Consider the following 23,564-nt stretch of genomic DNA (forward strand, 5'->3'; position numbering starts at 1 on the left):
ACGCATCCCGGGACGAGCGAACACAAGCGTCAGGTCAGCACAGCACACGACGAACGCCCGTCCGCCCCGGCTACCGATGCGGACGCAGCGTTACGCGGGACACACTGTACGTCCCCGGGCCGGTAGGCGGGCCGGCCGGTCGGGCGGGAACGACGAAGCGCATGATCGCCGCGGTGAACGGACCCGGCCCGGGCCGGGAAAGGCCAGATCAGGGCACCAGTGGCGGCACCATCGCCTCGATGAGGCGCGGCCCCGGCTCCGCGGCGGCGCGGCGCAGCGCGGCCGCCAGCTCGTCGGCCGTGGTGACGCGCTCGCCGGGCACGCCCATCCCGGCGGCGAGCGCCACGAAGTCGAGGTCGGGCCGGTCGAGGTCGAGCAGCGCCCTGGCGCGTGCCCCGTCGCCGGTGAGGTGCCCGGCGGCGCCCGTCTGCATGAGCTCCATGCGGAGGATGGCGTAGGCGCTGTTGTGGTACACGAGCGTCGTGACGTCCAGTCCCTCCCGCGCCTGGGTCCAGAGCGCCGAGATCGTGTACATGGCGCTGCCGTCGGCCTCCAGGCACCAGACCGGCCGGTCCGGGCAGGCCACCGCGGCGCCGGTGGCGGCCGGCAGGCCGTAGCCGATCGAGCCACCGGTGAGCGTGAGCCAGTCGTGGGGCGGGGCGCCCGCGGTGACGGCCGGGAGGCCGAGGCCGGAGGTCACCGACTCGTCCACGACGATCGCGCCCTCGGGGAGCAGCGCGCCGACCACGGCGGCGGCGCTCTCGACCGTGAGCGGCCCGGTGGGCAGCTCGGGCCGCGCGGCCCGAGCCGGCCGCGGGGCCGTGCCCGGGGCCAGCAGGTCGGCGAGCTCCTCCAGGGCGGCGGTGGCGGTGCCGCCGGTGACGGCGCCCTCCCGGGGCACGACGGCGTGGACGCGGCAGCCGGCGGGCACGAGGTCGGACTCCTTGCCGGGGTAGGCGAAGAACGACACCGGCGAACGCGCGCCGACGAGCACGAGGTGGCGTGCTCCCGCGAGCTGCCGCACCGCCACGTCGACGACGTAGCCCAGCCGGTCGACGGGCGCGATCCCGGCCCCGCGCTCGAGGCGGGTGGGGAACGTCTCGGCGAGCACCCGCGCCCCGGTGGCGGCGGCGATCCGGTCGGCCGCTGCGAGCCCGGCGGCCCGGGTGGCATCGCCGCCGACGAGCAGGACGCACGGCTCCCCGGACGCGAGCGCCTGGGCGGCCGCGCGGATCGCGTCCGGCTCCGCGCCGGCCGGCGGTGCGACCGGGTCCGGCCCCCGAACGGGTTCCCCACCCTCGTCCCAGCTGACGTCCGCAGGCAGCACGAGCGTCGCCACCTGCCCGGCGCGGGCCGCGGCCACCGCGGCGGCCGCGTCCGCGCCGATCTCGGCCGTGAGGGTGCTCTCGCGCACCCAGCCGGACACCGCACCCGCGATCGCGGCGATGTCGGACTGCAGCGGCGCGTCGTACTTCGCGTGGGTGGTGGCGTGGTCACCGACCACGGCGACGACGGGCGTGCCGGCCCGGCGGGCGTTGTGCAGGTTGGCCAGGCCGTTGCCCAGGCCGGGTCCGAGGTGCAGCAGCGTGGCGGCGGGCCGCTCCGCCATCCGGGCGTAACCGTCGGCCGCGCCGGTGGCGATGCCCTCGAACAGGGTGAGCACCGCGCGCATCTCCGGCACCCCGTCGAGCGCGGCGACGAAGTGCATCTCGGAGGTGCCGGGGTTGGCGAAGCAGGTGTCGACCCCGCCGGCCACGAGCGACCGCAGGAGTGCGTGCGCCCCGATCACGCCCGCACGCTCACCGAGGTGGCGGGGGAGGACTTCAGCGTCTGCAGCACCACGCAGTAGCGCTCGGTGAGCCGGACGAGCGTGGCGACCTCGTCCTCGCTCGCGGCCGTGTCGAGGTCGAACCGGAGGCGGATCTCGCGGAACCCGACCGGGGCCTCCTTGTCCACGCCGAGCGTGCCGCGGAAGTCGAGGTCGCCCTCGGCGTGGACGGTGCCGCTCGCCTCCAGCCCGAGCGACGTGGCCACGGCACGCAGCGTGACGCCCGCGCACGCGACGAGCGCCTCGAGCAGCATGTCGCCGGAGCACAGCTGCGTGCCGTCGCCGCCGGTGGCCGGGTGCAGGCCCGCCTCGGCGAGCGCGGTGGCCGTGCGCACGCGGCAGGCCACGCCGGTGCCGTCCAGCTCGCCGTCCGCGGTGAGGGTGACGACCGCGGCGGCCGGGTCCTCGCGGTAGCGAGCCTTCAGCGGGGTCTGCAGCTCTCGGAGGGTCGATGCGTCCATCACCGCATCGTGCCTCGCGCCGTCGCGCTGCGCGACGCCGCGGGGGAGGTCAGTAGGCTCTGCGGGTGGCCGAACCGTCGTTGACCAGCCTGCTGGCGCAGCTGGGTCGCGACCGGGTGCTCACGGTGCCCAACCTGCTCAGCCTGCTGCGGCTGGCCGGGGTGCCGGTGTTCCTGTACCTGCTGCTGGTGCCCGGCGGCGCCGCGTGGGGTGCCGACGTCTGGGCGATCGTCGTGCTGGCACTGGGCGGGATCACCGACTGGCTCGACGGCAAGCTCGCGCGCCTGCTCGGGCAGTACAGCGCGCTCGGCGCGCTCCTGGACCCGGCCGTGGACCGGCTCTACATCCTCGCCGCGCTGCTGGCGCTGGGCGTGCGCGACGTCGTGCCCTGGTGGGCGGTGATCGCGCTCGTGGCCCGCGACCTCGTGCTCGCCGCGACGCTCCCGGTGCTGCGCTCCCGCGGGTACGGGCCCTACCAGGTGACCTACCTCGGCAAGGGCGCCACCTTCCTGCTCCTGTACGCGTTCCCGCTGCTGCTCGCCGCGCAGGCGCAGGGGTGGTTCGCCGACCTCGCCCGCCCGTTCGCCTACGCGTTCTCGGTGTGGGGCACCGCGCTCTACCTGTACACGGGGGCGCTCTACCTGGCGCAGTTCGTCCGGGCGCTGCGCACGCCGGTTGATCGGGCGGGGGTCGCGGGAGGCCCCCCACCCGAGGACTAGGCTTTCCGCGTGATCCCCGAGGACCTCCGCTACACCGACGCCCACGAGTGGGTGCGCGACCTGGGGGACGGGGTGGTTCGGATCGGTATCACCGACCACGCCCAGTCCCAGCTCGGCGACGTCGTCTTCGTGCAGCTGCCCTCCGCAGGCGAGGAGGTCACGGCCGGAGCGGCCGTGGGCGAGGTCGAGTCCACGAAGTCGGTGTCGGACATCTACTCGCCCGTCGCCGGCACCGTCGCGGCGGTCAACGACGCGCTGGACGCCAACCCCGAGCTGGTCAACTCCGGCCCGTACGAGGAGGGCTGGATGTTCGAGGTCCGGCTCGCCGGCGACGCGCAGGGGCTCCCGGACGACCTGCTCGACGCGGCGGCGTACCGGGAGCTCACGGGGAGCTGACCGGGCCTTCCGGCCCCACCGTCGCACGGTAGGTTTGCCTGATCCGACGCCGCCCGCGCGCGTTCGCCCGCACGGCGTCACACTGACCGCACCCGAGACCAGGGCACCACACCCGCCCACCACCAGGAGGAGACCCCGAGGTGACCACGAACGACGGGCCCGGCGTGCCACCGGAGCGTTCCCCGGAGACCACGTCGGTCTTCCGCGCGGACTTCCTTTCCGAGGCCGAGTCCCCGGCCCAGGACCAGCCGGTCTCCGGTGTCGAGTCGCTGCCCGCCGGCTCTGCCCTGCTGGTGGTCAAGCGCGGCCCCAACGCCGGCTCGCGCTTCCTGCTCGACCGGCCGTCCACGAGCGCCGGACGCCACCCGGACAGCGACATCTTCCTCGACGACGTCACCGTGTCGCGCCGCCACGCGGAGTTCCGCAGCGACGCGGGCGAGTTCGTCGTCGTGGACGTCGGCAGCCTGAACGGCACCTACGTCAACCGGGAGCCGGTCGACACCGCCGTGCTCGCGAACGGCGACGAGGTGCAGATCGGGAAGTTCCGTCTCGTCTTCCTCACCGGGCCGCGCGAGCCCGGTGGGCGGAGCTGACCTCCCGGCCACCGCCGCGACCCGTCCGGAGTCGGGCGCAGGCAGGGTGCGCCGTGTAGCGTCGGGAAGCGCAGGATCGCGAGGAGGAGCAGTGCGATGAGCGAGATGCGCGTCGTGGGGGTACGGGTCGAACTGCCGGCCAACCAGCCGATCCTCCTGTTGCGGGAGACCACGGGCGATCGTTACCTGCCGATCTGGATCGGATCGGTGGAGGCCACCGCCATCGCGCTGGAGCAGCAGGGCGTCAAGCCCGCCCGGCCGCTCACCCACGACCTGCTGAAGGACGTGATCAACGCCCTGGGGCGGCGCCTCGAGCAGGTGCGGATCACGGATCTGCAGGAGGGCACCTTCTACGCGGAGCTCGTGTTCGACGGCGGCATCACGGTGTCGGCGCGCCCGAGCGACTCGGTGGCGCTGGCGCTGCGGATCGGGGTGCCGATCCACGCCGAGGAGAGCGTGCTCGCCGAGGCCGGGCTGATCATCCCGGACGAGCAGGAGGACGAGGTCGAGAAGTTCCGCGAGTTCCTCGACTCGATCTCCCCCGAGGACTTCCGCGGCGCCCAGCCCTAGAGCGGCCCCGCCCCCCGGGTTCACCCGGGCGGCGCGCCGCGTTGACCGGGCGCTCGCCTGCTCATATCGTCGGTTCCTCTCAGCCCGTCGGCTCCGGCAGACCCCCCGGTGGTCGGAGCCGGGCCCCGGCGGAAGGAGTTCGGTGGAGCAGCCGCCGTCCGGCGCGCCCGAGCAGGGCGAGCTCTTCCCTGACCCGCTGCTCGGAGAAGGGTTCGACGGCCTGCCCGACCAGCTCGTCGGCTTCCGCGGGCCGACCGCGTGCCAGGTCGTCGGCATCACGTACCGCCAGCTGGACTACTGGGCGCGCACCGGGCTCGTCGTCCCGTCCATCCGCGGCGCGGCGGGCTCCGGCTCGCAGCGGCTGTACTCGTTCAAGGACGTGCTCGTCCTCAAGGTCGTCAAGCGGCTCCTGGACGCCGGGGTGTCGCTGCAGAACATCCGCGTGGCCGTCGAGCACCTGCGCCGCCGCGGAATCCGCGACCTGGCCGGCATCACGCTGTTCAGCGACGGCACCACGGTCTACGAGTGCGCCTCGCCGGAGGAGGTCGTCGACCTGCTGCGCGGCGGCCAGGGCGTGTTCGGCATCGCGGTCGGCGGGGCGATGAAGGAGATCAGCGGCTCCATCAAGGACTTCCCGGTGGAGCGGGCCGACGGTGGCAGCGTCGACGACGCCCCCGAGGACGAGCTGTCCCGCCGCCGGGCGCGGCGCGCCATCAGCTGAATCGGCACCAGCGCCGCTCGCACCCACGCGCGAGTCGCGGGTCCACCGGCGGGCCGCACCGGTAGCATTCCTCCGGTAGTCGCCGAACCCATGCGGGAGAGTCCCGGTCCCTGACCGGGCGCCGAAGGAGCAACTCCTCCCCGGAACCTCTCAGGCAGCAGGACCGCATGGGCGAGACGCCTCTGGAAAGCGACGGGCATGCCCGTCCGCCGACGGGGAAAGCTCCGGTCACGGGGCGAATCTCTCAGGCGCCCGGTCACCGGGCGGGGACAGAGGGGGAGGGTGGTTCCACCCTGGCCCGCAGCCCGCTCCGCCTGGAGGATCTCGTGTCCGACCGACCCGCACTCGCCGACCTGGAGCGGGGCACGCCCTTCGCCGACCGCCACATCGGGCCCCGCCCGCACGAGATGGAGACGATGCTGGCGGCCATCGGCGCCTCCTCGCTCGACGAGCTCGCCGCAGCGGCCGTCCCCGGCAGCATCCGCGACCGGGAGCCGGGCGCGTCGACGCTTCCGCCCGCGGCCACGGAGGCCGAGGTGCTCGCCGAGCTGCGAGCCCTCGCCGCGCGCAACACCGTGACCGTGCCGATGATCGGGCTGGGCTACGCCGGCACCGTCACGCCGCCCGTGATCCGCCGCAACGTGCTGGAGAACCCGGCCTGGTACACCGCCTACACCCCGTACCAGCCGGAGATCAGCCAGGGCCGCCTCGAGGCGCTGCTGACGTTCCAGACGGTCGTGGCCGACCTCACCGGCCTCCCGGTGGCCGGGGCGTCGCTGCTGGACGAGGCCACCGCGGCGGCCGAGGCGATGACGCTCCTGCGGCGGGCGGGGAAGGCGAGTTCGCCGCGGTTCGTGGTGGACGCCGACACGCTCCCGCAGACCCTCGACGTGCTGCGGACCAGGGCCGAGCCGCTGGGCATCGACCTCGTCGTCGCCGACGTGGAGGACGGGCTCCCGGAGGGGGAGCTGTTCGGGCTGCTGCTGAGCTACCCGGGCGCCTCCGGGGCCGTCCGCGACCCGGAGCCGCTGATCGCGGCCGCCCACGAGCGCGGTGCGCTGGTGGCCGTGGCCGCCGACCTGCTGGCGCTCACCCTGCTCACCCCGCCCGGCGAGCTGGGCGCGGACGCCGTCGTCGGCACCACCCAGCGGTTCGGGGTGCCGCTCGGGTTCGGCGGCCCGCACGCGGGCTACCTGTCGGTGCGCGAGAAGCACGCCCGGCAGTTGCCGGGGCGGCTGGTCGGCATGTCCCGCGACGTCGACGGGCACCCGGCGCTGCGGCTGGCGCTGCAGACCCGCGAGCAGCACATCCGCCGCGAGAAGGCGACGTCGAACATCTGCACCGCGCAGGTGCTGCTCGCCGTCGTCGCGGCCTGCTATGCCGTGTACCACGGCCCGGACGGGCTGCGCCGGATCGCGCTGCGCACCCACCGGATGGCTGCGGTGCTCGCCGCGGGCCTGCGGGCACGCGGCGTGGAGGTGGTGCACGGGGAGTTCTTCGACACCGTGCGGGTGCGCGTGCCCGGCCGTGCCGATGAGGTGGCCGACGCCGCGCACGCCGCCGGGATCGCGCTGCGCCGGGTCGACGCCGACACGCTCGGCATCGCGTGCTCGGAGCTCACCACGGTGGCCCACCTGGAGACGCTGTGGGCGGTGTTCGGGGTCGACGACGACGCGGGCCGGCTCGACGTGGCGCACCTCGACGTGGCGCACCTCGACGCTGCCACCGACGACGCCCTGCCCGCCGGCCTGCGGCGCACGTCGGAGTTCCTGACGCACCCCGTGTTCCACGAGCACCGCAGCGAGACCTCGCTGATGCGCTGGCTGCGCCGCCTCGCCGACGCCGACCTCGCGCTGGACCGCACGATGATCCCGCTGGGTTCGTGCACGATGAAGCTCAACGCGGCCGTCGAGATGGAGCCGATCACCTGGCCGGAGTTCGCGAACCTGCACCCGTTCGCCCCCGCGGCCGACGCCGCAGGCACGCTCGAGCTGATCGCCGACCTCGAGCGCTGGCTCGCGGAGCTCACCGGCTACGCGGCCGTGTCGCTGCAGCCCAACGCGGGCAGCCAGGGCGAGTTCGCGGGCCTGCTCGCGATCGCGGCCTACCACCGCAGCCGGGGGGAGGGGCACCGGGACGTGTGCCTGATCCCGGCCAGCGCGCACGGCACGAACGCGGCGTCGGCGGTGATGGCGGGCCTGCGCGTGGTCGTGGTGGCCACCGCGCCCACCGGGGACGTCGACCTCGACGACCTGCACGCCAAGATCGCCGAGCACGGGTCGTCGCTGGCCGCGCTGATGATCACGTACCCGTCCACGCACGGGGTGTACGAGGCGCAGGTGCGGGAGGTCTGCGACGCGGTGCACGCGACGGGCGGCCAGGTCTACCTGGACGGCGCGAACCTCAACGCCCTGGTGGGGCTGGCCCGGCCGGGTGCCTTCGGCGGCGACGTCAGCCACCTGAACCTGCACAAGACGTTCTGCATCCCGCACGGCGGGGGAGGGCCGGGCGTCGGCCCGGTGGCCGTGGCGGAGCACCTGGTGCCGTTCCTGCCCGGGCGCGGGGAGGTGGGACCCGTGTCGGCCGCGCCGCACGGCAGCCCGGGCGTGCTGCCGATCTCGTGGGCGTACCTGCGGCTGATGGGCGCGGGCGGCCTGCGCCGGGCGACGCTCACGGCGGTGGCGGCGGCGAACTACGTGGCCGCGCGGCTGCGCGAGCACTACCCGGTGCTGTACGCGGGCGCGGACGGCCACGTGGCCCACGAGTGCATCCTCGACCTGCGCGCCATCTCCAAGGAGACCGGCGTGACCATCGACGACGTGGCCAAGCGGCTGGCCGACTACGGCATCCACGCCCCGACCATGTCGTTCCCGGTGGCGGGCACGCTCATGGTGGAGCCCACGGAGAGCGAGGACCTCGCCGAGATCGACCGGTTCGTCGACGCCATGATCGGTATCCGGCAGGAGATCGAGCGCGTGGCGACGGGGGAGTGGCCCGTCACCGACAACCCGCTGCGCGGCGCCCCGCACACCGCCGCGTGCCTCGCCGACAAGTGGGACCACCCGTACACGCGTGAGATCGCGGCCTACCCGATGGGCGGCACGCCGGGCGTGCACGACCGGAAGGTGTGGCCGCCCGTGCGGCGGATCGAGGGCGCCTACGGCGACCGGAACCTCGTCTGCAGCTGCCCGCCGGTGTCGGCGTTCTCGTCCTGATCCTCGTCCTGCGCCGGGCCCGCGTCGGCCCGGCGCAGCGTACGGGTGAGCAGCGGCGCGAGCGCGAGCAGCACGGCGGCGAGCACGATGGCCGCGAGGCCGATGAGGCTGAAGTACGTGGCCTCGGTGTCCGGCCGGTAGAGCTGCACGATCTGCGCGCTGATGCCCTGCCCTGCGGCGTTCGACGCGAGCCAGAGCCCCATGGTCTGGCTCCGGAACGCGGCCGGCGCGTGCCGGGTGGTGGCGGACATCCCGATGGGGGACAGGCACATCTCGCCGACCGTCACGACGGCGAGGCTCGCGACCAGCCACAGGGGGCCGACCGGCACGGAGGTGCCCCATGCGGTGGCCGGGACCACGAGCAGCAGGTAGGACATGCCGGCGAGGGTGAGGCCCGCGGCGAACTTCTGCGGCGTGGACACGCGGTCGCCGAGGCGGGTCCACAGCACCGCGAAGGCCGGGGTGAGCACGATGAGCACGAACGAGCCCACGGACTGGAACCAGGAGGACGCGAGCGGGACGCCGAACGCGTCCAGCGCCACGCGGGTGTCGGCGTACGTGGCGAGCACGCTGTAGCCCTGCTCCTGGACGAGCCAGAAGCAGGCCGACGCCACGAACAGCGGGACGAACGCCCACACCCGGGCCCGCTCCGGAGGGGAGACCTTCGGGCTGCGGAGCATCGCCACGAAGTAGGCCAGTGGCACGACGACGGCGAGCACGCTCAGCGCGTCGACGACCCCCTCGATCGAGAGCCAGCCGCTCAGCGCGAGCACGGCCACGACCAGCACCATGACGGCCAGCGCGGTCCCGATCAGCCCGAGCCGGCGCCGGCCGGCGGGCTCCTCGCGGATCGGGTTGGCCGGGCGGAGGCCGACGTCGCCCAGGTACTTCCAGCCCCGCACGTACTGCAGGAGCCCGATGAGCATGCCGACGGCGGCGACGCCGAACCCGACGTGGTAGCCGATCCGCTGGCCCAGCGTCCCGACGACGAACGGGGAGAGCACCGCGCCGACGCTGATGCCCATGTAGAAGATGCTGTAACCGGCGTCGCGCCGCCGGTCGTCGGCCGGGTAGAGGGCGCCCACCGACTGCGAGATGTTCGGCTTGAGCAGGCCGGTGCCGACCACGAGGAACGCCATCGACGCGTAGAGGGCGGGCCGGCCCAGCGGCAGGGCGAGGCTGACGTGCCCGCACATGATCAGGGCGCCGCCGTACAGCACGGTGTGGCGGGGCCCGATCAGGCGGTCGGCCACCCAGCCGCCCGCGATCGCGGACAGGTAGATCGACGCGCCGTACACCGACACGAGCGCGGCCGCGAGCGGCTGTGGCATCCCCAGGCCGCCCTCGCTGACCTGGTCGTACATGTAGAACAGCAGGATCGCGCGCATCCCGTAGTAGGAGAAGCGCTCCCACATCTCGGTGCCGAAGAGGGTGGCGAGACCCCGCGGGTGTCCGAAGAAGCCGGTCTGAGGGACGGTGGCGGTGCTCGGCATCGGTCCTGTCCGGGTGGCGGGCGCTGACCCGGCCACCCTCTCACCGGTGCGGCTGATCCGCCCGGCGGGCGGAGGCAGGAGTGGACGGGCGGGCCCCCTCCAGTCCCACCCGTCCACCCCCAGGAGGGGCGGGGGTCCGGATCTGATACGTGTGACGGCAACCACTCTCGATGTCAACGAAACATTGACGCCTCCGTTTCGCCAACCATTCGATGACCGCGCCGGCCGACCGCGCCGTCCCCGCCGGCAAGGGCCCGCTACGCGAGGGCAGCGCGGGCGATGGCCTGGCGCCGCGCGGTGTCGGTGAGGAGGTCGGTGTTGTCGGCGTACTGGTCGATGGCGCCGATGCGGGGGAGTGCAGCGATCGCCGGATCGCCGACGGCGGCGAGGAGGGCGTCGGCGATGCGGTCGGCCTTGAGCACCCGGAACGGGCGGTCGAAGTAGAGCCGGGTCGTGGGGTCGACGGACGCGGCGAGGCCGGTGTCGTTCTGCACGGCCGTGAGGGCCTCGTACGCGGTGCCGAGGTGGTGTTCGCGTTCCCGCCACGCGGCGGCGGCGAGGGTGCCCCGCAGGACCGGGCCGAGGGTGGCGGCCACCGGGAGTGTCGCGAAGGCGCTGCCGAGCCACTTGCTGTACGGCGGGTAGCGCCGGTGCAGCAGCAGGGCCAGCCGCACGAGGTCGCGGACGAGGCGGGCGGCCACGAGGGCGGAGCCGAGCTCGTCGCGGACCTCGCCGGCCCGGCCCACGAACGCCTCCTCCTGCGCGATGCGTTGCCACTGGCAGGCCAGGACGTAGCGCCAGACGTCGGGCGGGTACCAGGTCAGGGCCGCCCGGAGCGGCTCGAGCTCGCCGAGCCAGTCGTGGAAGACGGCGCCGGCGGTCACCTCGGCGAGCGCCTGGGTGGGCAGGGCGAGCCAGTCGGCGGTGGGCAGTTCGGCGCCGGGTTCGATGCCGAGGTGGTCGCGGCACCAGGCGCCGACGGTGGTGATCTCGACGCGGTGCCGGACGGGGCCGTCGGTGTGGGCCATGTGGCCGACGCGATCGCCCTCGACGGCCTCGAAGTGGGTGGGCCACCCATGGAAGGCGCGGGGGAGGCGGTCGGCGAGGCGGCGGTCGAGGCCGGGGATGCGCCAGGCGTCGGCGGGGGAGAGGAAGACCTGCAGGCGCGGCCCCCACTCGTGATCGGCCGAGCGGGGGGTGTCGAAGCCGAGGACCTCGGAGCCGGATCCGATGCGTGCCGCGGAGTGCCGGACATCGGCCAGTAGCGGGCGCACGGCCTCGGCGTAGAAGGTGCGGGAGAGCTGGAGACCGGGGACGAACACGCCGTCATCGTGGCGAGTCCGGATGATCACGGCACCCCCATTACGCCGTCAATGATTCATTGACGCATACTGATCGTCAATCACAGATTGACGATCACCGACCGCAACGACCCCGCCGCCGGTCGCGGGGGAGCGGGCCGCGCCGTCAGGCCTGGTGCTCCCGGGCGTGGGTGGCGTCGCTGACCTCACCCACGTAGTGCTCGACGAGGTCCTCCATCGCCACGAGACCGGCGGTCTCGCCGCGCGCGCCGACGGCGCGGCCGAGGTGGGCCCGCGCGCGGCGCAACACGGCGAGCGCCTCGTCGAGCCGCGCGGACGCCGGCACTTCGGGCAGCGTGCGCACCCGCGGGGCCGGGACCGCGGCCTCCGGATCGTCGACGAGGTCCAGGACGTCCTTGACGTGCAGGTATCCCGCGAGGCCGCCGCTCGCGGCCCGTACCGGGAACCGGGAGAACCCGGTCTCGGCGACGGCATGGGCGACGTCACCGACGGTGGGGTCGGCCGGGAGCATCACGGCCTCCGAGACGGGCACGAGTACGTCGGCCACGGTGGCCTCAGCGGAGCTGAGGGTGCGGGTGAGCCGGCGGGACTCGTCGTCGTCGAGCAGGCCCTCGCGGCCGGACTCGGCGATGAGGTCGGCGAGCTCGCCGGAGGTGAACGACGCCTCCAGCTCGTCGCGCGGCTCCACCCGCAGCAGGCGGAGCACCCCGTTGGCGATGACGTTGAACAGCTCGATCAGCGGCCGCATCACCGTGGTGAACACCAGGAACGGCGGGACCAGCAGGATCGCGGTGCGCTCCGGCCCCGCGATCGCGATGTTCTTCGGCACCATCTCGCCGAGCAGGATGTGCGCGACCACGACGATCGCGAGGGAGATCGTGAACGCGATCGGGTCCACCAGCGCCGCGGGGAGCCCGAACCACCCCATGGGGCGTTCGATGAGGTGGGCGACGGCGGGTTCGCCGAGGCGGCCGAGCAGCAGCGAGCTGATCGTGATGCCGAGCTGCGACGCCGCGAGCATCCGGGACAGGTCGGCGTGGGCGCGCAGCACGGTGCGCGCGCCCACCGTGCCCGCACCGGCCATCGCCTCCAGCCGGTCGCGCCGCGCGGAGATCAGCGAGAACTCGGCACCGACGAAGAACGCGTTGGCACCCAGCAGCGCGATGGCGGCGAGCAGCGCGAGCAGGTCCGAGGTCACGACACCACCTCGCTGACGCTCCGCGGCGCCGTGCCCGGTGGGAGCGGGAGGCGGGTCAGGCGCGGTGCTGCGCCGAACGGTGACCTCGCAAGCTCGGTCACGTCTCCTCCTCGGCCCCCGGCCGGGCGAGCCGCAGCTCGGCGACCCGGTTGCGGTCGCGGCGCACGACGGTGAGCCGCCACCCGTCGACGGTGACCTCCTCGCCGACGTCGGGGATGCGGCCGAGCCGGGTGAGCACGAGGCCGGCGAGCGTCTCGTACGCGCCGGGGGGCATCGGGAAGCCGGTGGCGTCGGCCACCTCGTCGTCCCGGAGCAGCCCGGACACCAGCCAGCTACCGCGGCCGAGGGGGCGCACCGTCGCCTGCTCGGCGCGGTCGTGCTCGTCGCGCACGTCGCCGACGATCTCCTCGACGAGGTCCTCGAGGGTGACGATGCCTGCAGTGCCGCCGTACTCGTCGACGACCACGGCGAGCTGGAGACCGGAGCTGCGCAGCCGCGTGAGCAGCTCGTCGCCATCGAGCGATCCGGGCACGGTGGGCACGTCCTGCACCAGATCACCCACCGGCACGCGCCCCCGCTGATCGGGTTCGATCCCGAACGCCTGCTTGACGTGCACCACGCCGAGCACGGCGTCGGGGTCGCTGTTGTGCACGGGGAAGCGGGAGAAGCCGCTGCGCCGGGCGAGCGCCACCATGTCGGCGACGGTGGCGTCGGCGTCGAGCGACTCGACGCGGACCCGGGGGGTCATGAGGTCCTCCGCCACCCGGTCGGTGAACCGCAGCGAGCGGTCCATCAGCGTGGCGGTGCCGGCGTCGAGGGTGCCGTGCTGGGCGCTGCTGCGGACCAGCGAGCTGAGCTCGCGGGCCGAGCGGGCCGAGCGCAGTTCCTCGGCGGGTTCCACGCCGAGCCTGCGCACCACCGCGTTGGCGGCGGTGTTGAGCCCGTTGATGAGCCACCGGAACGCGTGCGCGAAGCCGCTCTGCAGCCAGACCACCGCGCGGGCGACGCGCAGCGGGCCCGCGATGGCGAGGTTTTTCGGCACGAGCTCCCCGAACACCATCGACAGGCCCGTGGCGAGCAGCAGCGCGAGCACGGTGGCGGTGCCGGCGGCGATGCCGGGGGAGAACCCGATCGTGGCCAGCCCCGGTCGGAACAGCGACGCGATGGCCGGCTCGGCGACGTAGCCGGTGACCAGCGTGGTGACCGTGATGCCGAGCTGGCTGCCGGACAGCTGGAACGACAGGGCGCGGTGGGCCCGCTGCACGGCCCGGGCGCGCCGGTCGCCGACCTCGGCGACGTGGGCGTCGACCTGGCTGCGTTCCAGGGCGGTGAGCGCGAACTCCGATGCCACCGAGATCGCGGTGCCCAGCGTGAGTGCGGCGACGGCGACCAGTCCGAGTACGGACAGGAGGACGGTCATCCGCGGCCTCGGCGGGGGATGGCCGGGGAGGGAGCAGGGCAGGTGAGGGGGCGCCGGGTCGGACCCGGCCTGCTACTGCAGCCCGGTTCGGTGGGGCGTGCGGTGGGCACGGCGTCTTCCTCCTGGAGCGGAGGCCCCAGTGTATGACCGCGCCGGTGCGGGGTCCCGCGGGAGTCACTCCGGTCACGAACAGGGGCGATCCGGCCGCGCGGGATCTACGTTGACCGGATGAGCGGCGTTCGCACCGGCGCGTTGCCTGAGACCTGGGTCCCTCCGGAACTGCGGGGGGAGGCCCAGGTCTCGTCCGCGCAGGATTCCTCGCCGTTCGTCGACTTCGACCGGGAGTCGTGGGCCCGCCTCGGGGCCAACACCCCGCTCCCGCTCACCGCGGAGGAGCTCGACCAGGTCCGCAGCCTCGGCGACGAGGTCGACCTCGACGAGGTGCGGGAGGTGTACCTCCCGCTGTCGCGGCTGCTGACGCTGCACGTGCAGGAGGGCGGGCGGCTCTACCGCGCGTACCGGACGTTCCTCGGCGCCACCACCGCACGCACCCCGTTCGTGATCGGGATCGGTGGGTCGGTGTCGGTGGGGAAGTCGACCACCGCGCGGCTCATGCGGCTGCTGCTCGCGCGCTGGCCGCAGCACCCGCGCGTCGCGCTCGTGACCACCGACGGCTTCCTGCACCCGAACGCGGAGCTGGAACGGCGCGGCTTGATGGCACGCAAGGGCTTCCCGGAGTCCTACGACCGGCGGGCGCTCCTGCAGTTCGTCACCGAGGTCAAGGCGGGGCGGGCGGAGGTGTCGGCCCCGGTGTACTCGCACCTGACCTACGACATCGTGCCCGGCGCGCGTTCCACCGTGCACCGGCCGGACATCCTGCTGCTGGAGGGCCTCAACGTCCTGCAGCCCGCGCAGGCGTCCCGGGAGGGCGGGCCCGCGCTCGCGGTGAGCGACTTCATCGACTTCTCGGTGTACGTCGACGCCGACACGGAGGACATCCGCCGCTGGTACGTCGAGCGATTCCTGCGGCTGCGCGAGACCGCGTTCCGCGATCCCGACTCGTACTTCCGCCGCTACGCGGCGCTCGACGAGGCCGGCGCGGTCGCACGTGCCGAGAGCATCTGGGCGGAGATCAACGGGCCCAACCTGGAGCGCAACATCCTGCCCACCCGCGGCCGCGCCACCCTGGTGCTGCGCAAGGGCCCGAAGCACAACGTCACCGGCATCCGACTGCGCAAGGTATGAGCACGCGGCCCGACGGCACCTGGCACCATGTGTCGATGACCACCGGGTCCGTGGAGACCGAGGACGCGGCCACCGAGGTGCAGACCGAGCTCGCCGCCCGGCTGCGGCTCGTCGTCGGCCGCCTGCACCGCCGCATCCGCATCGACGGGCGGGAGTCGATCCCGCCCCTGCAGCTGTCCGCGCTGGTCACGGTGGAGCAGCACGGCCCGTTACGGCTGTCGGAGCTGGCCCGCCGCGAGGCGGTGACGGCGCCGACGATGAGCAGGGTGCTCGCCTCGCTCGACGAGCAGGGGCTGGTGATCCGCACCCCGGACCCGAACGACGCCCGGGGCGTGCGCATCGTCCTCTCCGAGGACGGCGCCGCCCGCCTCGCTGAAGTGCGCAGCCATCGCACCGCACTGGTGGCGCGCCGCCTCGTCCGCCTCGCCGAGGAGGACCGGCAGCGCATCGTCGCCGCGCTCCCGGCCCTCGAGGCGTTGCTGGTCGAGGACGACTAGACCCCTATACCGGCTCGCCGTCCACGAGGACGGTCAGGTCGTCGTGCAGGAAGCTGAGCCGCCCGGCGATCCGGGCGGACTCGGGCAGCGGGTCCGGGTAGGCCCAGGCGGCGTCGGTGAGCTCGCGGCCGTCCGGGAGCCGCACCGACCAGTAGCTCGCCTCGCCCTTGTAGGGGCATCGCGTGTGCGTGGCCGTCGGCTCCAGCGGCACCCGCACGTCCTCCGGCGAGAGGTACCACCGCGGCGGGAGGCCGGTCTCGTCCAGCACGAGCGGGTGGTGCGACTCGGCGACCAGCGCGTCGCCGGCGAGCACCTGGACGTGGCGGCTGGTGGGGCGCACATCCACACGCGTGTACGGGTCGGTGAGGTGCGCGTACACCTGCTCGTCCTCGTCGAACCACGCGTCGGCGGCCTCCCAGTACAGCGACGCGTACCCGGCGAGCCACTTCGCGTCGGGAAGCGGGTCCGGGTACGCCCACAGCGCGTTCTCGACCACGCGGTCGCCCACGCGCAGCGTCCGGTAGGTCGCGTCGCCCTTGAACGGGCAGTGCGTGGTGTGGTCGCTCGGCACGAACAGCGACTGGTCGATTTCCTCCTCGGGCACGTACAGCCGGGGCAGGAGGGCCGTCTCGTGCAGCAGCACGCCATGGCGGGTGTCGAGCACCGTGCGGCCGGCGACCTCGGCGCGGACGCGGCGCGGGAACGGGTGCATGAGCAGCTTGTGGGCGGGTCCGTCGATCCGGTAGTTGACGGTGGCGGGCGCGGCCGCGGACAGGGGGCCGTCGGCACGGGTGAGAGCCATGCCACTCCCAACGCGCCGCGCAGGCGGACATTCCAGGTACCCGGTGCCAGCATGGTGGCTTTGCTGCCGTGATTGGCCAGTAAAGCCACCATGCTCGCGTTCCGCGCGCGCTCAGGCGATGTCGTGCACGACCTCCACGGTGACCGAGAGCTCCTGCGAGCCGGGTTGCACCGGTACGGCCTTCTGGGCGAGGTCGGCCTCGGCGCGGTAGGGCACCGGCGGCTGGCCGGCCACCTCGACGATCGATCGCACCGGGCCGAGGCCGACGCCCGCCGCGTCGGCGAGCTGTTGCGCCTGGGTGAGCGCGCGCCGCACCGCGTCGGCCCGTGCCTCGGCACGCGCGGCGCTCTCGTCGGCGATGGAGAACTGGATCGACTGGACGCGGATCGCGTCACCCGCTGCCGCGGCCGCCTGGTCGATCAGCGTGCCGGCCGCGGCAATGTCATGGAGCGTGGCCGTGACCTGGTTGCTCACCTCGTACCCGGTGATCCGGCCCGTCTCCGGGGCGGATGTCGGGAACACGTTGAGCTGGCTGGTCCGGATGTCCGCCGACGCCACCCCGGCGGCCTGCAGCACACCGATCACCGCATTGGCGCGGTCGGAGTTGGCGGTGAGGGCCGCCGTGGCGCTGCGGTCACGGGTCTCCACCCCGAGCACGACGGTGGCGGTGTCCGGTGCCGCGACCACGGTGCCGGTGGCGCGGGCGGTGATGGCGGGCGGCGAGGCGGTGCCCGCCGGGGCGGCCGCCGCCGACGAGCAGCCGGCGCGAGCGTGGCGAGGGCGAGCAGCGGGAACGTGGCGCGGTGCATGCTCCCAGGACGGAACGACCGCCGGATCGGTTGCACGACAGCCGGAGATCGACGAGGCGCGCGGCCGGCGCGCTCGGCCGACACCCCACCGTCTCCGACACCGCCGCGTGACCCGCTGGTGCCATAGTGGAGGCCGGGATTCCCCCGGCGCCCACCGCCGGGGCGGAGGGAAGGGGAGCACGGCGTGGACGCGCTCACCGCGCTCGTCGCCGGCCTGGTGGCGAGCCTGCGCACGGCGCTGGCTGCCGACACCTGCCCGGGGGGATGGGCGTGGGCCGTCACGGTGCTGGGCATCGGGGTCGGGCTGCTGCCCACGGCGGGCGCCGTGCTGGTGGCCGTGCTGCGCAGGCGGATCGGGTCCCGCTACGGGGCGGGGGAGTCCGTGCTGATGACCCTCGCCGGCGTGGTCGGCGCCGGGCTGCTGCCGCTCGCGGTGTTCACGGCCACCGGCCGCGTGTTCCACGCCGCGGCCCTGGGCCGCAAGGTCGACGGGCTCACCTCCGCCCAGCTCGCCGACCTCGGCACCACCCTGTGCTTCACCCCGCAGGCCACCTACCTCGGCGGCTACACCGTGGCCGCCGCGTTCGACCCGGCCGACCCCGTGCGGTTCGGCCTCGCGGTCGTCCTGCTCGTCGGGTTCCCGCTGGTGGCGGCGCTGTGCGTGGCGGCGCAGGCGCGGCTGGCGCTGCGGCGCGGCCCGCGGTGGCCCGCCAAGTTCTTCTGGGTGCCGCTGGTGGCGCTCACGCTGCTCACGGCGCGCACGCCGGCCGGGTCCACGGGCCACCTCTGGATCGGGGTCAGCGTCGGGGCGTTCCTGGGCATCGCGGTCGTGCTGGCGGTCGGGGCCCCGCCGCGGGAGGTGGTGCGTCGTTCCCTGGCCGTGCCGGCCCCGGCGCAGCGCAGGCCGCCTCGCATGGAGTCGCTGCGTCCTCCGGTCGCCGCGCGCCGTCCCCCGGTCCCGGCCGGGTCGCCGCAGCCGTCGCTCGCCGACCGGTTGGCGCGGCGGTTCGCGGCGCGGCAGCCCGAACCGCCCGTGGTGCCGGCACCCCGCACGCCGCCGCCGCGGCAGGCGCCGCAGCCGCCGCCGCGGCCCCTCGGCCCGCGACCCACGCTCGTCGCACCCTCGCCGCCGTTCGGGGGCGGCACACCCCGGTTCCGGCTCGTGCGCAGGCTGGGCGCAGGCGGGTTCGGCAGGGTGTGGCTCGCCCACGACGCCCGCCTCGGGCAGCAGGTGGCGCTCAAGGCGGCGCACGCGCCCGACCCGGAGACCGAGGAGCGGATCCGGCGCGAGGCGCGGGCGCTCGTGGCCGTCCGCCACCCGAACTGCGTGCGCATCCACGACCTGCTCCCGGCCGCGAGCGATCCGGGCCTGCGCGAGCTCGACGGCCTCGTCATCGTGATGGAGTACGTGGAGGGCGCCTCGCTCGGCGACCTGGTGCGCACCCGCGGCCCGCTCGACGACGTCACCGCCGCCCGGGTGTGGATCGGCCTCGCCGGCGCGCTCGACGCAGCGCACACGCGGGGCGTGATGCACCGCGACGTGAAGCCGGGCAACGTCGTCGTCGACCAGGCCGGGCTGGCGCACCTCATCGACTTCGGGATCGCCCGCAAGACCGGCGACTCGACGATGACGATGGCGGGTTTCGTGCTCGGCACTCCGGACTTCCTCGCCCCCGAGGTGGCGTGCGGCGAACGCGCGACCCCGGCGTCGGATTCCTGGCAGCTCGCCGCCACGATCTCCTACGCCCTCACCGGGCACCCGCCGCGGGGTGGCCACGCCGACGCGGTGTCGGGGCTGCGCGCCGCGGCGTCCGGCGCCCGGCTGACCCACCTGCCGTCCCGCTCGGCGCACCTCGCGCTGCTGCGCGCGGCGATGGACAACGACCCGCGCCGGCGGCCTCCGCTGCGCGCGGTGCAGAGCACGCTGGACGAGTGGCTGCGCCGGGCCGGCCAGCGGCCGGACGGCCCCGTCGGCGCGGGCGCTCCGGCCCGGTGACGGGGGCGCGTCCCGCAGCGGTCGGGCGGGAGGTGCCGACCTCGCGCCGGTCCCGGATCGTCGGGGTCGACGCGGCCCGCGCCGTGGCGCTCGCCGGGATGTTCGCCACGCACATCTTCCCGCTCCGCGTCGGCCGCGAGCCGACGCTCACGGGCCTGGTCGCGTCCGGGCGGGCGTCGGCGCTGTTCGCGGTGCTGGCCGGGGTCGGGGTGGCCCTCGCGACCGGAGGCACGCAGCGGCCGGAGGGGAACCGCGCCCACCTCGCCGCGGGGGCCGCACTCGTCGTGCGCGGTATCCTGGTCGGCGCGCTCGGCCTCACGCTGGTGGCGCTCGACGCCCCGGTGGCGATCATCCTCGCCTACTACGGCGTGCTGTTCGTGGTGGCCGCCGTCCTGCTGCGGGCCCCGCGCGGGGTGCTCGCGGCGGGTGCGGTGCTCGCGTGCGTCCTCACGCCGGTGGCCAGCCAGCTGTTGCGGGCGGGGCTCCCGGACGGCCCCGGCGATCAGGTCGGGTGGCCCGCGCTCGCCGAGCCCGGCGCCGCCGTCGTCACGCTGGTGCTCACCGGCTACTACCCGGTGCTGACCTGGACGACGTACCTGCTCGCCGGCCTGGCGGTCGGCCGGCTCGACCTGCGCCGCCCGCAGGTGGCGACGGGCCTCCTCACCGGGGGTGTGGCGCTCGCGGTGGCCGCGCACACGGTGTCGTCGTGGCTGCTCGGACCGGGCGACGGGGTGTGGGTGCTCGGCGCCGAGGCGTCGGCACGCCGGTACGGCACCACCCCGACCGGGAACTGGTGGTGGCTCGCGGTGGACAGCCCGCACTCCGGCAGCACGCTCGACCTGGCCGCCACCACCGGGTCCGCGCTCGCGGTGCTGGGCGCGATGCTGCTCCTGTCGCGCTGGGCTCCCCGGCCGATGGGGGTGCCGGCCGCGCTCGGATCGGCCCCGCTCACCCTCTACACGCTGCACGTGGTGGCACTCGCGGTGTACGCCGGGAGCGGTTCCGACGACCTGGTGCTCTGGGTGGGGCACGTGCTGGTCGCCACGCTGATCGGGATCGGCCTGCGGCTCGCGGGCCTCCGGGGCCCGCTGGAGGCGGTCGTCGCGGCGGCCGGCCGCGCGGTCCGCCGAGGTGTGTCCGGGGTCACATCGAAGGCTGTCGATTCGACGTCTCCTGGCCCGCCGAGCACGTGACGGGCGCCGGAAGGCGGCGCCCGCGCTCGTGTGAGGAGACGGCATGCGCACCCTGATGGTGACGGAGTTCGTGTCGCTGGACGGCGTCGTACAGGGCCCCGGCGGGCCCGACGAGGACCGCGACGGCGGGTTTGACCACGGCGGCTGGGCGGCGCCGTACATCGACGACGAGGTCCTCGCGCGGGCGATCGGCGGCGCCGCCCGGGCGGACGCGCTCCTGCTCGGCCGCCGGACGTACGAGGAGTTCGCCGCCACCTGGCCGCTGGCCGCGGCCGACGACCCGATCGGCTCGAAGTGGGCCGCCGTGCGCAAGCATGTCGCGTCCCGGACCCTCACATCGGTGACCTGGCAGAACTCCGCCCTCCTCGAGGGCGACGTGCTGGACGCCGTCGCCGGCCTCAAGAAGTTGGACGGCGGCGAGATCCAGGTCCACGGCAGCATTCGGCTCGTGCAGACGCTGCTCGCGCACGACCTGGTCGACGAGCTCCAGCTCCTCGTGATGCCGGTGCTCATCGGGTCCGGCAAGCGGCTGTTCGGGAGCGGGACGGTGCCGGCGCGGTTCGACCTCGCGGCGTCCGCGACCACCCGGTCGGGGGTCGTCATCGGCCGGTACGCGCGGGCGGGCGCCATCACCTACGGTGCGGTCGGGCCCGAGACAGGGAACTGGTGACGAACGATGCCTCAGTACGCGGTCCTCATTTACGAGAAGGAGCTGCCCGGCGGGGTGGCCGACATCCCGCCGGAGGTCATGGAGGCGAACGTCAGCGCGGGGGAGAAGATCGCCGCGATGGGCGTGCGGGTCGTCCACGAGCAGGGTCTGCAACCGGTCGCGGCCGCGCGGACGATCCACAAGGACGGCCTCGTCACCGACGGCCCGTTCCTGGAGACCAAGGAGGTGCTCGCCGGGTTCTTCGTGGTGGAGGCCCCCGACCTCGACACCGCGGTCGCGGTGGGCAAGCTCCTCCCGATCATGGACGGGGCGGTCGAGGTGCGGCCGCTCCTGTGAGCCCGGACGCCGTCCGGCGCGCCGTCACGGACGCGCACCGCCGCGAGTGGGCCGCCGTGCTCGCCGCGACGGTGCGCGTCACCCGCGACCTGGACCTGGCCGAGGAGTGCGTCCAGGACGCGTACGCCGCCGCGCTCGAGTCCTGGACGGCCTGCGGCGTTCCGGACCGCCCGGGTGCCTGGCTCACGACGGCGGCCCGGCACAACGCCCTGGACGCCCTGAGGCGGGCCCGGACGCAGCGGTCGAAGCTGCACCTGCTGGTGGAGCCGCCGGCCCTCCCGGCGGTGGCCGACGACCGGCTGCGGCTGGTGTTCCTGTGCTGCCACCCGGCGTTGGCGCTCGAGGCCCAGGTCGCGCTCACGCTCCGGCTGGTCTGTGGCGTGACCACCCCGGACGTCGCGCAGGCCTTCCTGGTGGCGGAGCCGACGATGGCGGCCCGGATCACCCGGGCGAAGAAGAAGATCGCGGCGAGCCGGATCCCGTTCCGCATGCCCGCGCCCGACCAGCTGCCGGCCCGGGTCGACGCGGTCCTGACCGTGATCCACCTGCTCTTCACCACCGGGCACACGGCCCCGACCGGTCCCGCACTCACCCGCGACGACCTCGCCGAGCGCGCACTGGACCTCGCCCGCATGCTCCGGTCCCTCATGCCGCGGCAACGGGAGGTGGGCGGGCTCCTCGCGCTGCTCCTGGCCAACCACGCCCGCCGGACGACCAGGACCACCGAGGACGGACGGCTGCTGCGCCTGGAGGAGCAGGACCGTGCGGCGTGGGACACCGACGCCATCACCGAGGCGGACGCGCTGGTCGTGCGGGCGCTGCGGGGCGGCAACCCGGGCCGGTTCGCCCTGCAGGCCGCGATCGCGACCCTCCACGCCGTTGCCCCGACCTACGAGGACACGGACTGGGCGCAGATCCTCGTGCTCTACGACGAGCTGCTGCGCCGTTGGCCGTCACCGGTGGTGGCCCTGAACCGCGCGGTGGCGGTCGCCATGGTCCACGGGCCCGCAGCCGGCCTCGCCGAGATCGCCGCCCTCGAACGGGACCCGCGGCTCACCGGGTACCGCTACCTGCCCGCGGCCAAGGCCGATCTGCTGCGCCGCCTCGGTCGCGCCGCCGAGGCGGCCGCGGCGTACGAGCGGGCGATCGCGCTGACCGCCAACGAGACGGAGCGCGACTTCCTCTCCCGACGACTTGCCGAAAGTAGTACGGCTTCGTATATTTCGATATCGTGACTTCTGGTTCGGCGCTATTGGCACTGCAGCGCGCCACGCACGCCACGTTGCTGGTCCTCGCCTCCGAGCTGGCCGATCTCGGGCTCACGGCCGCCGAGATCAACGTGCTGGCGATCCTGGCGGACGGCCCGGGCCGCACCGTCTCCGAGATCTGCGCCGAGAGCGGCTCCCGGCCGAGCACGATCACCAGCGTGCTGGACCGGCTCGAACGCCGGGGCCACATCACCCGTGGCACCCGCCCGGCCGACCGGCGGGTCGTCGTCGTCGAGCTGACCCCCTCGGGCCGACGGGCCGCCGGCACGATCACCCGCACGCTGACCTCGGTGGAGGCCCGTGCGCTCGACGGCCTGCCCGGTGAGGCAGTCGCCGGCTTCCACACGGTCCTGCGCGCCCTCGCCGAGGTCTCGCCATGACGTCTCGAACCTTCGACGAGCTCATGACCGAGGTCATGGCATCGGCGGACACCTTCGGGCACCGCCAGCACGTGCACCTGACCTGGCTCGCGGTGCGCCGCACCGGAATGCCGGCGGCCGTCGCCCTCGTCGCCGAGGGGATCCGGCGCACCGCCCGCTACGCCGGAGCGCCGCAGAAGTACCACGTCACGATGAGCCGGGCCTGGGTCGAGCTGGTGGCCCACCACACCGCCGAGCACCCGACGCCGGATTTCACCACGTTCGCCGATCGCAACCCCGAGCTCCTCGACAAGCGCCTGCTCAGCCGCTTCTACCGCTCGACGACCCTGGCCGGCGCAGCGGCCCGCACCGGCTGGGTCGAGCCCGACCTCGCCCCGTTCCCGTGGACCGTCCGGTTCTGACGAACGCGCCGCTCGTCGAATCAGGCGTCGA

23 protein-coding genes and 1 riboswitch are annotated in these 23,564 nt (G+C 74.4%); of the genes, 15 read left to right on the forward strand and 8 right to left on the reverse strand.

Annotated features, from left to right (window positions below; all coding sequences use genetic code 11):
- Nucleotides 1–208: 208 nt before the first annotated feature.
- Entirely contained in the window at nt 209–1,789 is a 1,581-nt protein-coding gene (locus ABEA81_RS09200; RefSeq protein ID WP_345604458.1) for an acetolactate synthase large subunit, read from the reverse strand.
- Nucleotides 1,786–2,289 (reverse strand): OsmC family protein, encoded by a 504-nt coding sequence (locus ABEA81_RS09205; protein WP_345604459.1) that lies wholly within the window; start codon nt 2,287–2,289, stop codon nt 1,786–1,788. Before ABEA81_RS09205 ends, ABEA81_RS09200 begins: the two co-directional genes overlap by 4 nt.
- Before the next feature lie 65 nt (nt 2,290–2,354).
- On the opposite strand from ABEA81_RS09205, the gene ABEA81_RS09210 reads away from it, so the two are divergent.
- The 6 genes from ABEA81_RS09210 (at nt 2,355) to gcvP (ending at nt 8,503) form a co-directional block, all read left to right on the forward strand.
- Nucleotides 2,355–3,008, forward strand: coding sequence for a CDP-alcohol phosphatidyltransferase family protein (locus ABEA81_RS09210; protein WP_345604460.1), 654 nt, complete (start codon nt 2,355–2,357; stop codon nt 3,006–3,008).
- 9 nt (nt 3,009–3,017) lie between these two features.
- The gene (gene gcvH, locus ABEA81_RS09215) at nt 3,018–3,404 is read left to right on the forward strand and encodes a glycine cleavage system protein GcvH (RefSeq protein WP_345604461.1); all 387 of its coding nucleotides are present in this window, start codon (nt 3,018–3,020) and stop codon (nt 3,402–3,404) included.
- A gap of 140 nt (nt 3,405–3,544) precedes the next feature.
- Nucleotides 3,545–3,997 (forward strand): glycogen accumulation regulator GarA, encoded by a 453-nt coding sequence (garA, locus tag ABEA81_RS09220; RefSeq protein ID WP_345604463.1) that lies wholly within the window; start codon nt 3,545–3,547, stop codon nt 3,995–3,997.
- Between the two features lie 96 nt (nt 3,998–4,093).
- Nucleotides 4,094–4,567 carry a bifunctional nuclease family protein gene (locus ABEA81_RS09225; RefSeq protein ID WP_147259945.1) on the forward strand — a complete coding sequence of 158 codons (474 nt, stop codon included), beginning with the start codon at nt 4,094–4,096 and terminating at the stop codon, nt 4,565–4,567.
- Nucleotides 4,568–4,709: 142 nt separating this feature from the next.
- Nucleotides 4,710–5,288, forward strand: a complete 579-nt coding sequence (locus ABEA81_RS09230; RefSeq protein ID WP_075953851.1) for a MerR family transcriptional regulator — start codon at nt 4,710–4,712, stop codon at nt 5,286–5,288.
- Between the two features lie 83 nt (nt 5,289–5,371).
- Nucleotides 5,372–5,464, forward strand: a riboswitch (glycine riboswitch).
- Between the two features lie 150 nt (nt 5,465–5,614).
- Nucleotides 5,615–8,503: an aminomethyl-transferring glycine dehydrogenase gene (gene gcvP / locus ABEA81_RS09235; RefSeq protein WP_345604465.1), complete on the forward strand. Its 2,889-nt coding sequence runs from the start codon at nt 5,615–5,617 to the stop codon at nt 8,501–8,503.
- On the opposite strand, the gene ABEA81_RS09240 is transcribed toward gcvP, so the two are convergent.
- The 4 genes from ABEA81_RS09240 to ABEA81_RS09255 all read right to left on the reverse strand — a co-directional run bounded on the left by ABEA81_RS09240 (nt 8,446) and on the right by ABEA81_RS09255 (nt 13,936).
- Nucleotides 8,446–9,996, reverse strand: a complete 1,551-nt coding sequence (locus ABEA81_RS09240; protein ID WP_345604466.1) for a peptide MFS transporter — start codon at nt 9,994–9,996, stop codon at nt 8,446–8,448. The two genes, gcvP and ABEA81_RS09240, sit on opposite strands and share 58 nt — an antisense overlap.
- 257 nt (nt 9,997–10,253) lie before the next feature.
- The gene (locus tag ABEA81_RS09245) at nt 10,254–11,318 is read right to left on the reverse strand and encodes a DUF4037 domain-containing protein (protein WP_345604468.1); all 1,065 of its coding nucleotides are present in this window, start codon (nt 11,316–11,318) and stop codon (nt 10,254–10,256) included.
- A 145-nt stretch (nt 11,319–11,463) separates the two neighbouring features.
- Nucleotides 11,464–12,516, reverse strand: a complete 1,053-nt coding sequence (locus tag ABEA81_RS09250; RefSeq protein ID WP_345604469.1) for a hemolysin family protein — start codon at nt 12,514–12,516, stop codon at nt 11,464–11,466.
- 97 nt (nt 12,517–12,613) lie between these two features.
- Complete coding sequence (locus ABEA81_RS09255) at nt 12,614–13,936, reverse strand: hemolysin family protein (RefSeq protein ID WP_345604470.1); 1,323 nt, start codon at nt 13,934–13,936, stop codon at nt 12,614–12,616.
- A gap of 228 nt (nt 13,937–14,164) precedes the next feature.
- Between ABEA81_RS09255 and coaA the strand changes: the two genes are divergently transcribed.
- Together coaA and ABEA81_RS09265 are read left to right on the forward strand one after the other, a co-directional pair.
- Complete coding sequence (gene coaA / locus ABEA81_RS09260) at nt 14,165–15,181, forward strand: type I pantothenate kinase (protein ID WP_345604471.1); 1,017 nt, start codon at nt 14,165–14,167, stop codon at nt 15,179–15,181.
- Nucleotides 15,182–15,216: 35 nt separating this feature from the next.
- Complete coding sequence (locus ABEA81_RS09265; protein ID WP_345604472.1) at nt 15,217–15,678, forward strand: MarR family winged helix-turn-helix transcriptional regulator; 462 nt, start codon at nt 15,217–15,219, stop codon at nt 15,676–15,678.
- 4 nt (nt 15,679–15,682) lie between these two features.
- Here ABEA81_RS09265 and ABEA81_RS09270 read toward each other — a convergent pair whose 3' ends face one another.
- Nucleotides 15,683–16,480, reverse strand: a complete 798-nt coding sequence (locus ABEA81_RS09270; RefSeq protein WP_345604473.1) for a DUF427 domain-containing protein — start codon at nt 16,478–16,480, stop codon at nt 15,683–15,685.
- Nucleotides 16,481–16,591: 111 nt separating this feature from the next.
- The gene (locus ABEA81_RS09275; protein ID WP_345604474.1) at nt 16,592–17,470 is read right to left on the reverse strand and encodes an SIMPL domain-containing protein; all 879 of its coding nucleotides are present in this window, start codon (nt 17,468–17,470) and stop codon (nt 16,592–16,594) included.
- Between the two features lie 3 nt (nt 17,471–17,473).
- On the opposite strand from ABEA81_RS09275, the gene ABEA81_RS09280 reads away from it, so the two are divergent.
- The 7 genes from ABEA81_RS09280 to ABEA81_RS09310 are packed head-to-tail and all read left to right on the forward strand — an operon-like array spanning nt 17,474 to nt 23,533.
- The gene (locus ABEA81_RS09280; RefSeq protein ID WP_345604475.1) at nt 17,474–19,285 is read left to right on the forward strand and encodes a serine/threonine-protein kinase; all 1,812 of its coding nucleotides are present in this window, start codon (nt 17,474–17,476) and stop codon (nt 19,283–19,285) included.
- The gene (locus ABEA81_RS09285) at nt 19,282–20,478 is read left to right on the forward strand and encodes a heparan-alpha-glucosaminide N-acetyltransferase domain-containing protein (protein ID WP_345604476.1); all 1,197 of its coding nucleotides are present in this window, start codon (nt 19,282–19,284) and stop codon (nt 20,476–20,478) included. Before ABEA81_RS09280 ends, ABEA81_RS09285 begins: the two co-directional genes overlap by 4 nt.
- A gap of 43 nt (nt 20,479–20,521) precedes the next feature.
- Nucleotides 20,522–21,148 (forward strand): dihydrofolate reductase family protein, encoded by a 627-nt coding sequence (locus ABEA81_RS09290; RefSeq protein WP_345604477.1) that lies wholly within the window; start codon nt 20,522–20,524, stop codon nt 21,146–21,148.
- A 6-nt stretch (nt 21,149–21,154) separates the two neighbouring features.
- Entirely contained in the window at nt 21,155–21,484 is a 330-nt protein-coding gene (locus tag ABEA81_RS09295; protein ID WP_345604478.1) for a YciI family protein, read from the forward strand.
- Nucleotides 21,481–22,719 carry an RNA polymerase sigma factor gene (locus tag ABEA81_RS09300; protein WP_345604479.1) on the forward strand — a complete coding sequence of 413 codons (1,239 nt, stop codon included), beginning with the start codon at nt 21,481–21,483 and terminating at the stop codon, nt 22,717–22,719. Before ABEA81_RS09295 ends, ABEA81_RS09300 begins: the two co-directional genes overlap by 4 nt.
- Nucleotides 22,716–23,132, forward strand: a complete 417-nt coding sequence (locus ABEA81_RS09305) for a MarR family winged helix-turn-helix transcriptional regulator (protein WP_345604480.1) — start codon at nt 22,716–22,718, stop codon at nt 23,130–23,132. The genes ABEA81_RS09300 and ABEA81_RS09305 overlap by 4 nt, the downstream gene beginning before the upstream one ends.
- Nucleotides 23,129–23,533, forward strand: coding sequence for a hypothetical protein (locus ABEA81_RS09310; protein WP_345604481.1), 405 nt, complete (start codon nt 23,129–23,131; stop codon nt 23,531–23,533). The genes ABEA81_RS09305 and ABEA81_RS09310 overlap by 4 nt, the downstream gene beginning before the upstream one ends.
- The last annotated feature ends 31 nt before the right edge of the window (nt 23,534–23,564 follow it).

The organism is Pseudonocardia adelaidensis (assembly GCF_039543345.1).
GTDB classification, from domain to species: Bacteria; Actinomycetota; Actinomycetes; order Mycobacteriales; family Pseudonocardiaceae; genus Pseudonocardia; species Pseudonocardia adelaidensis.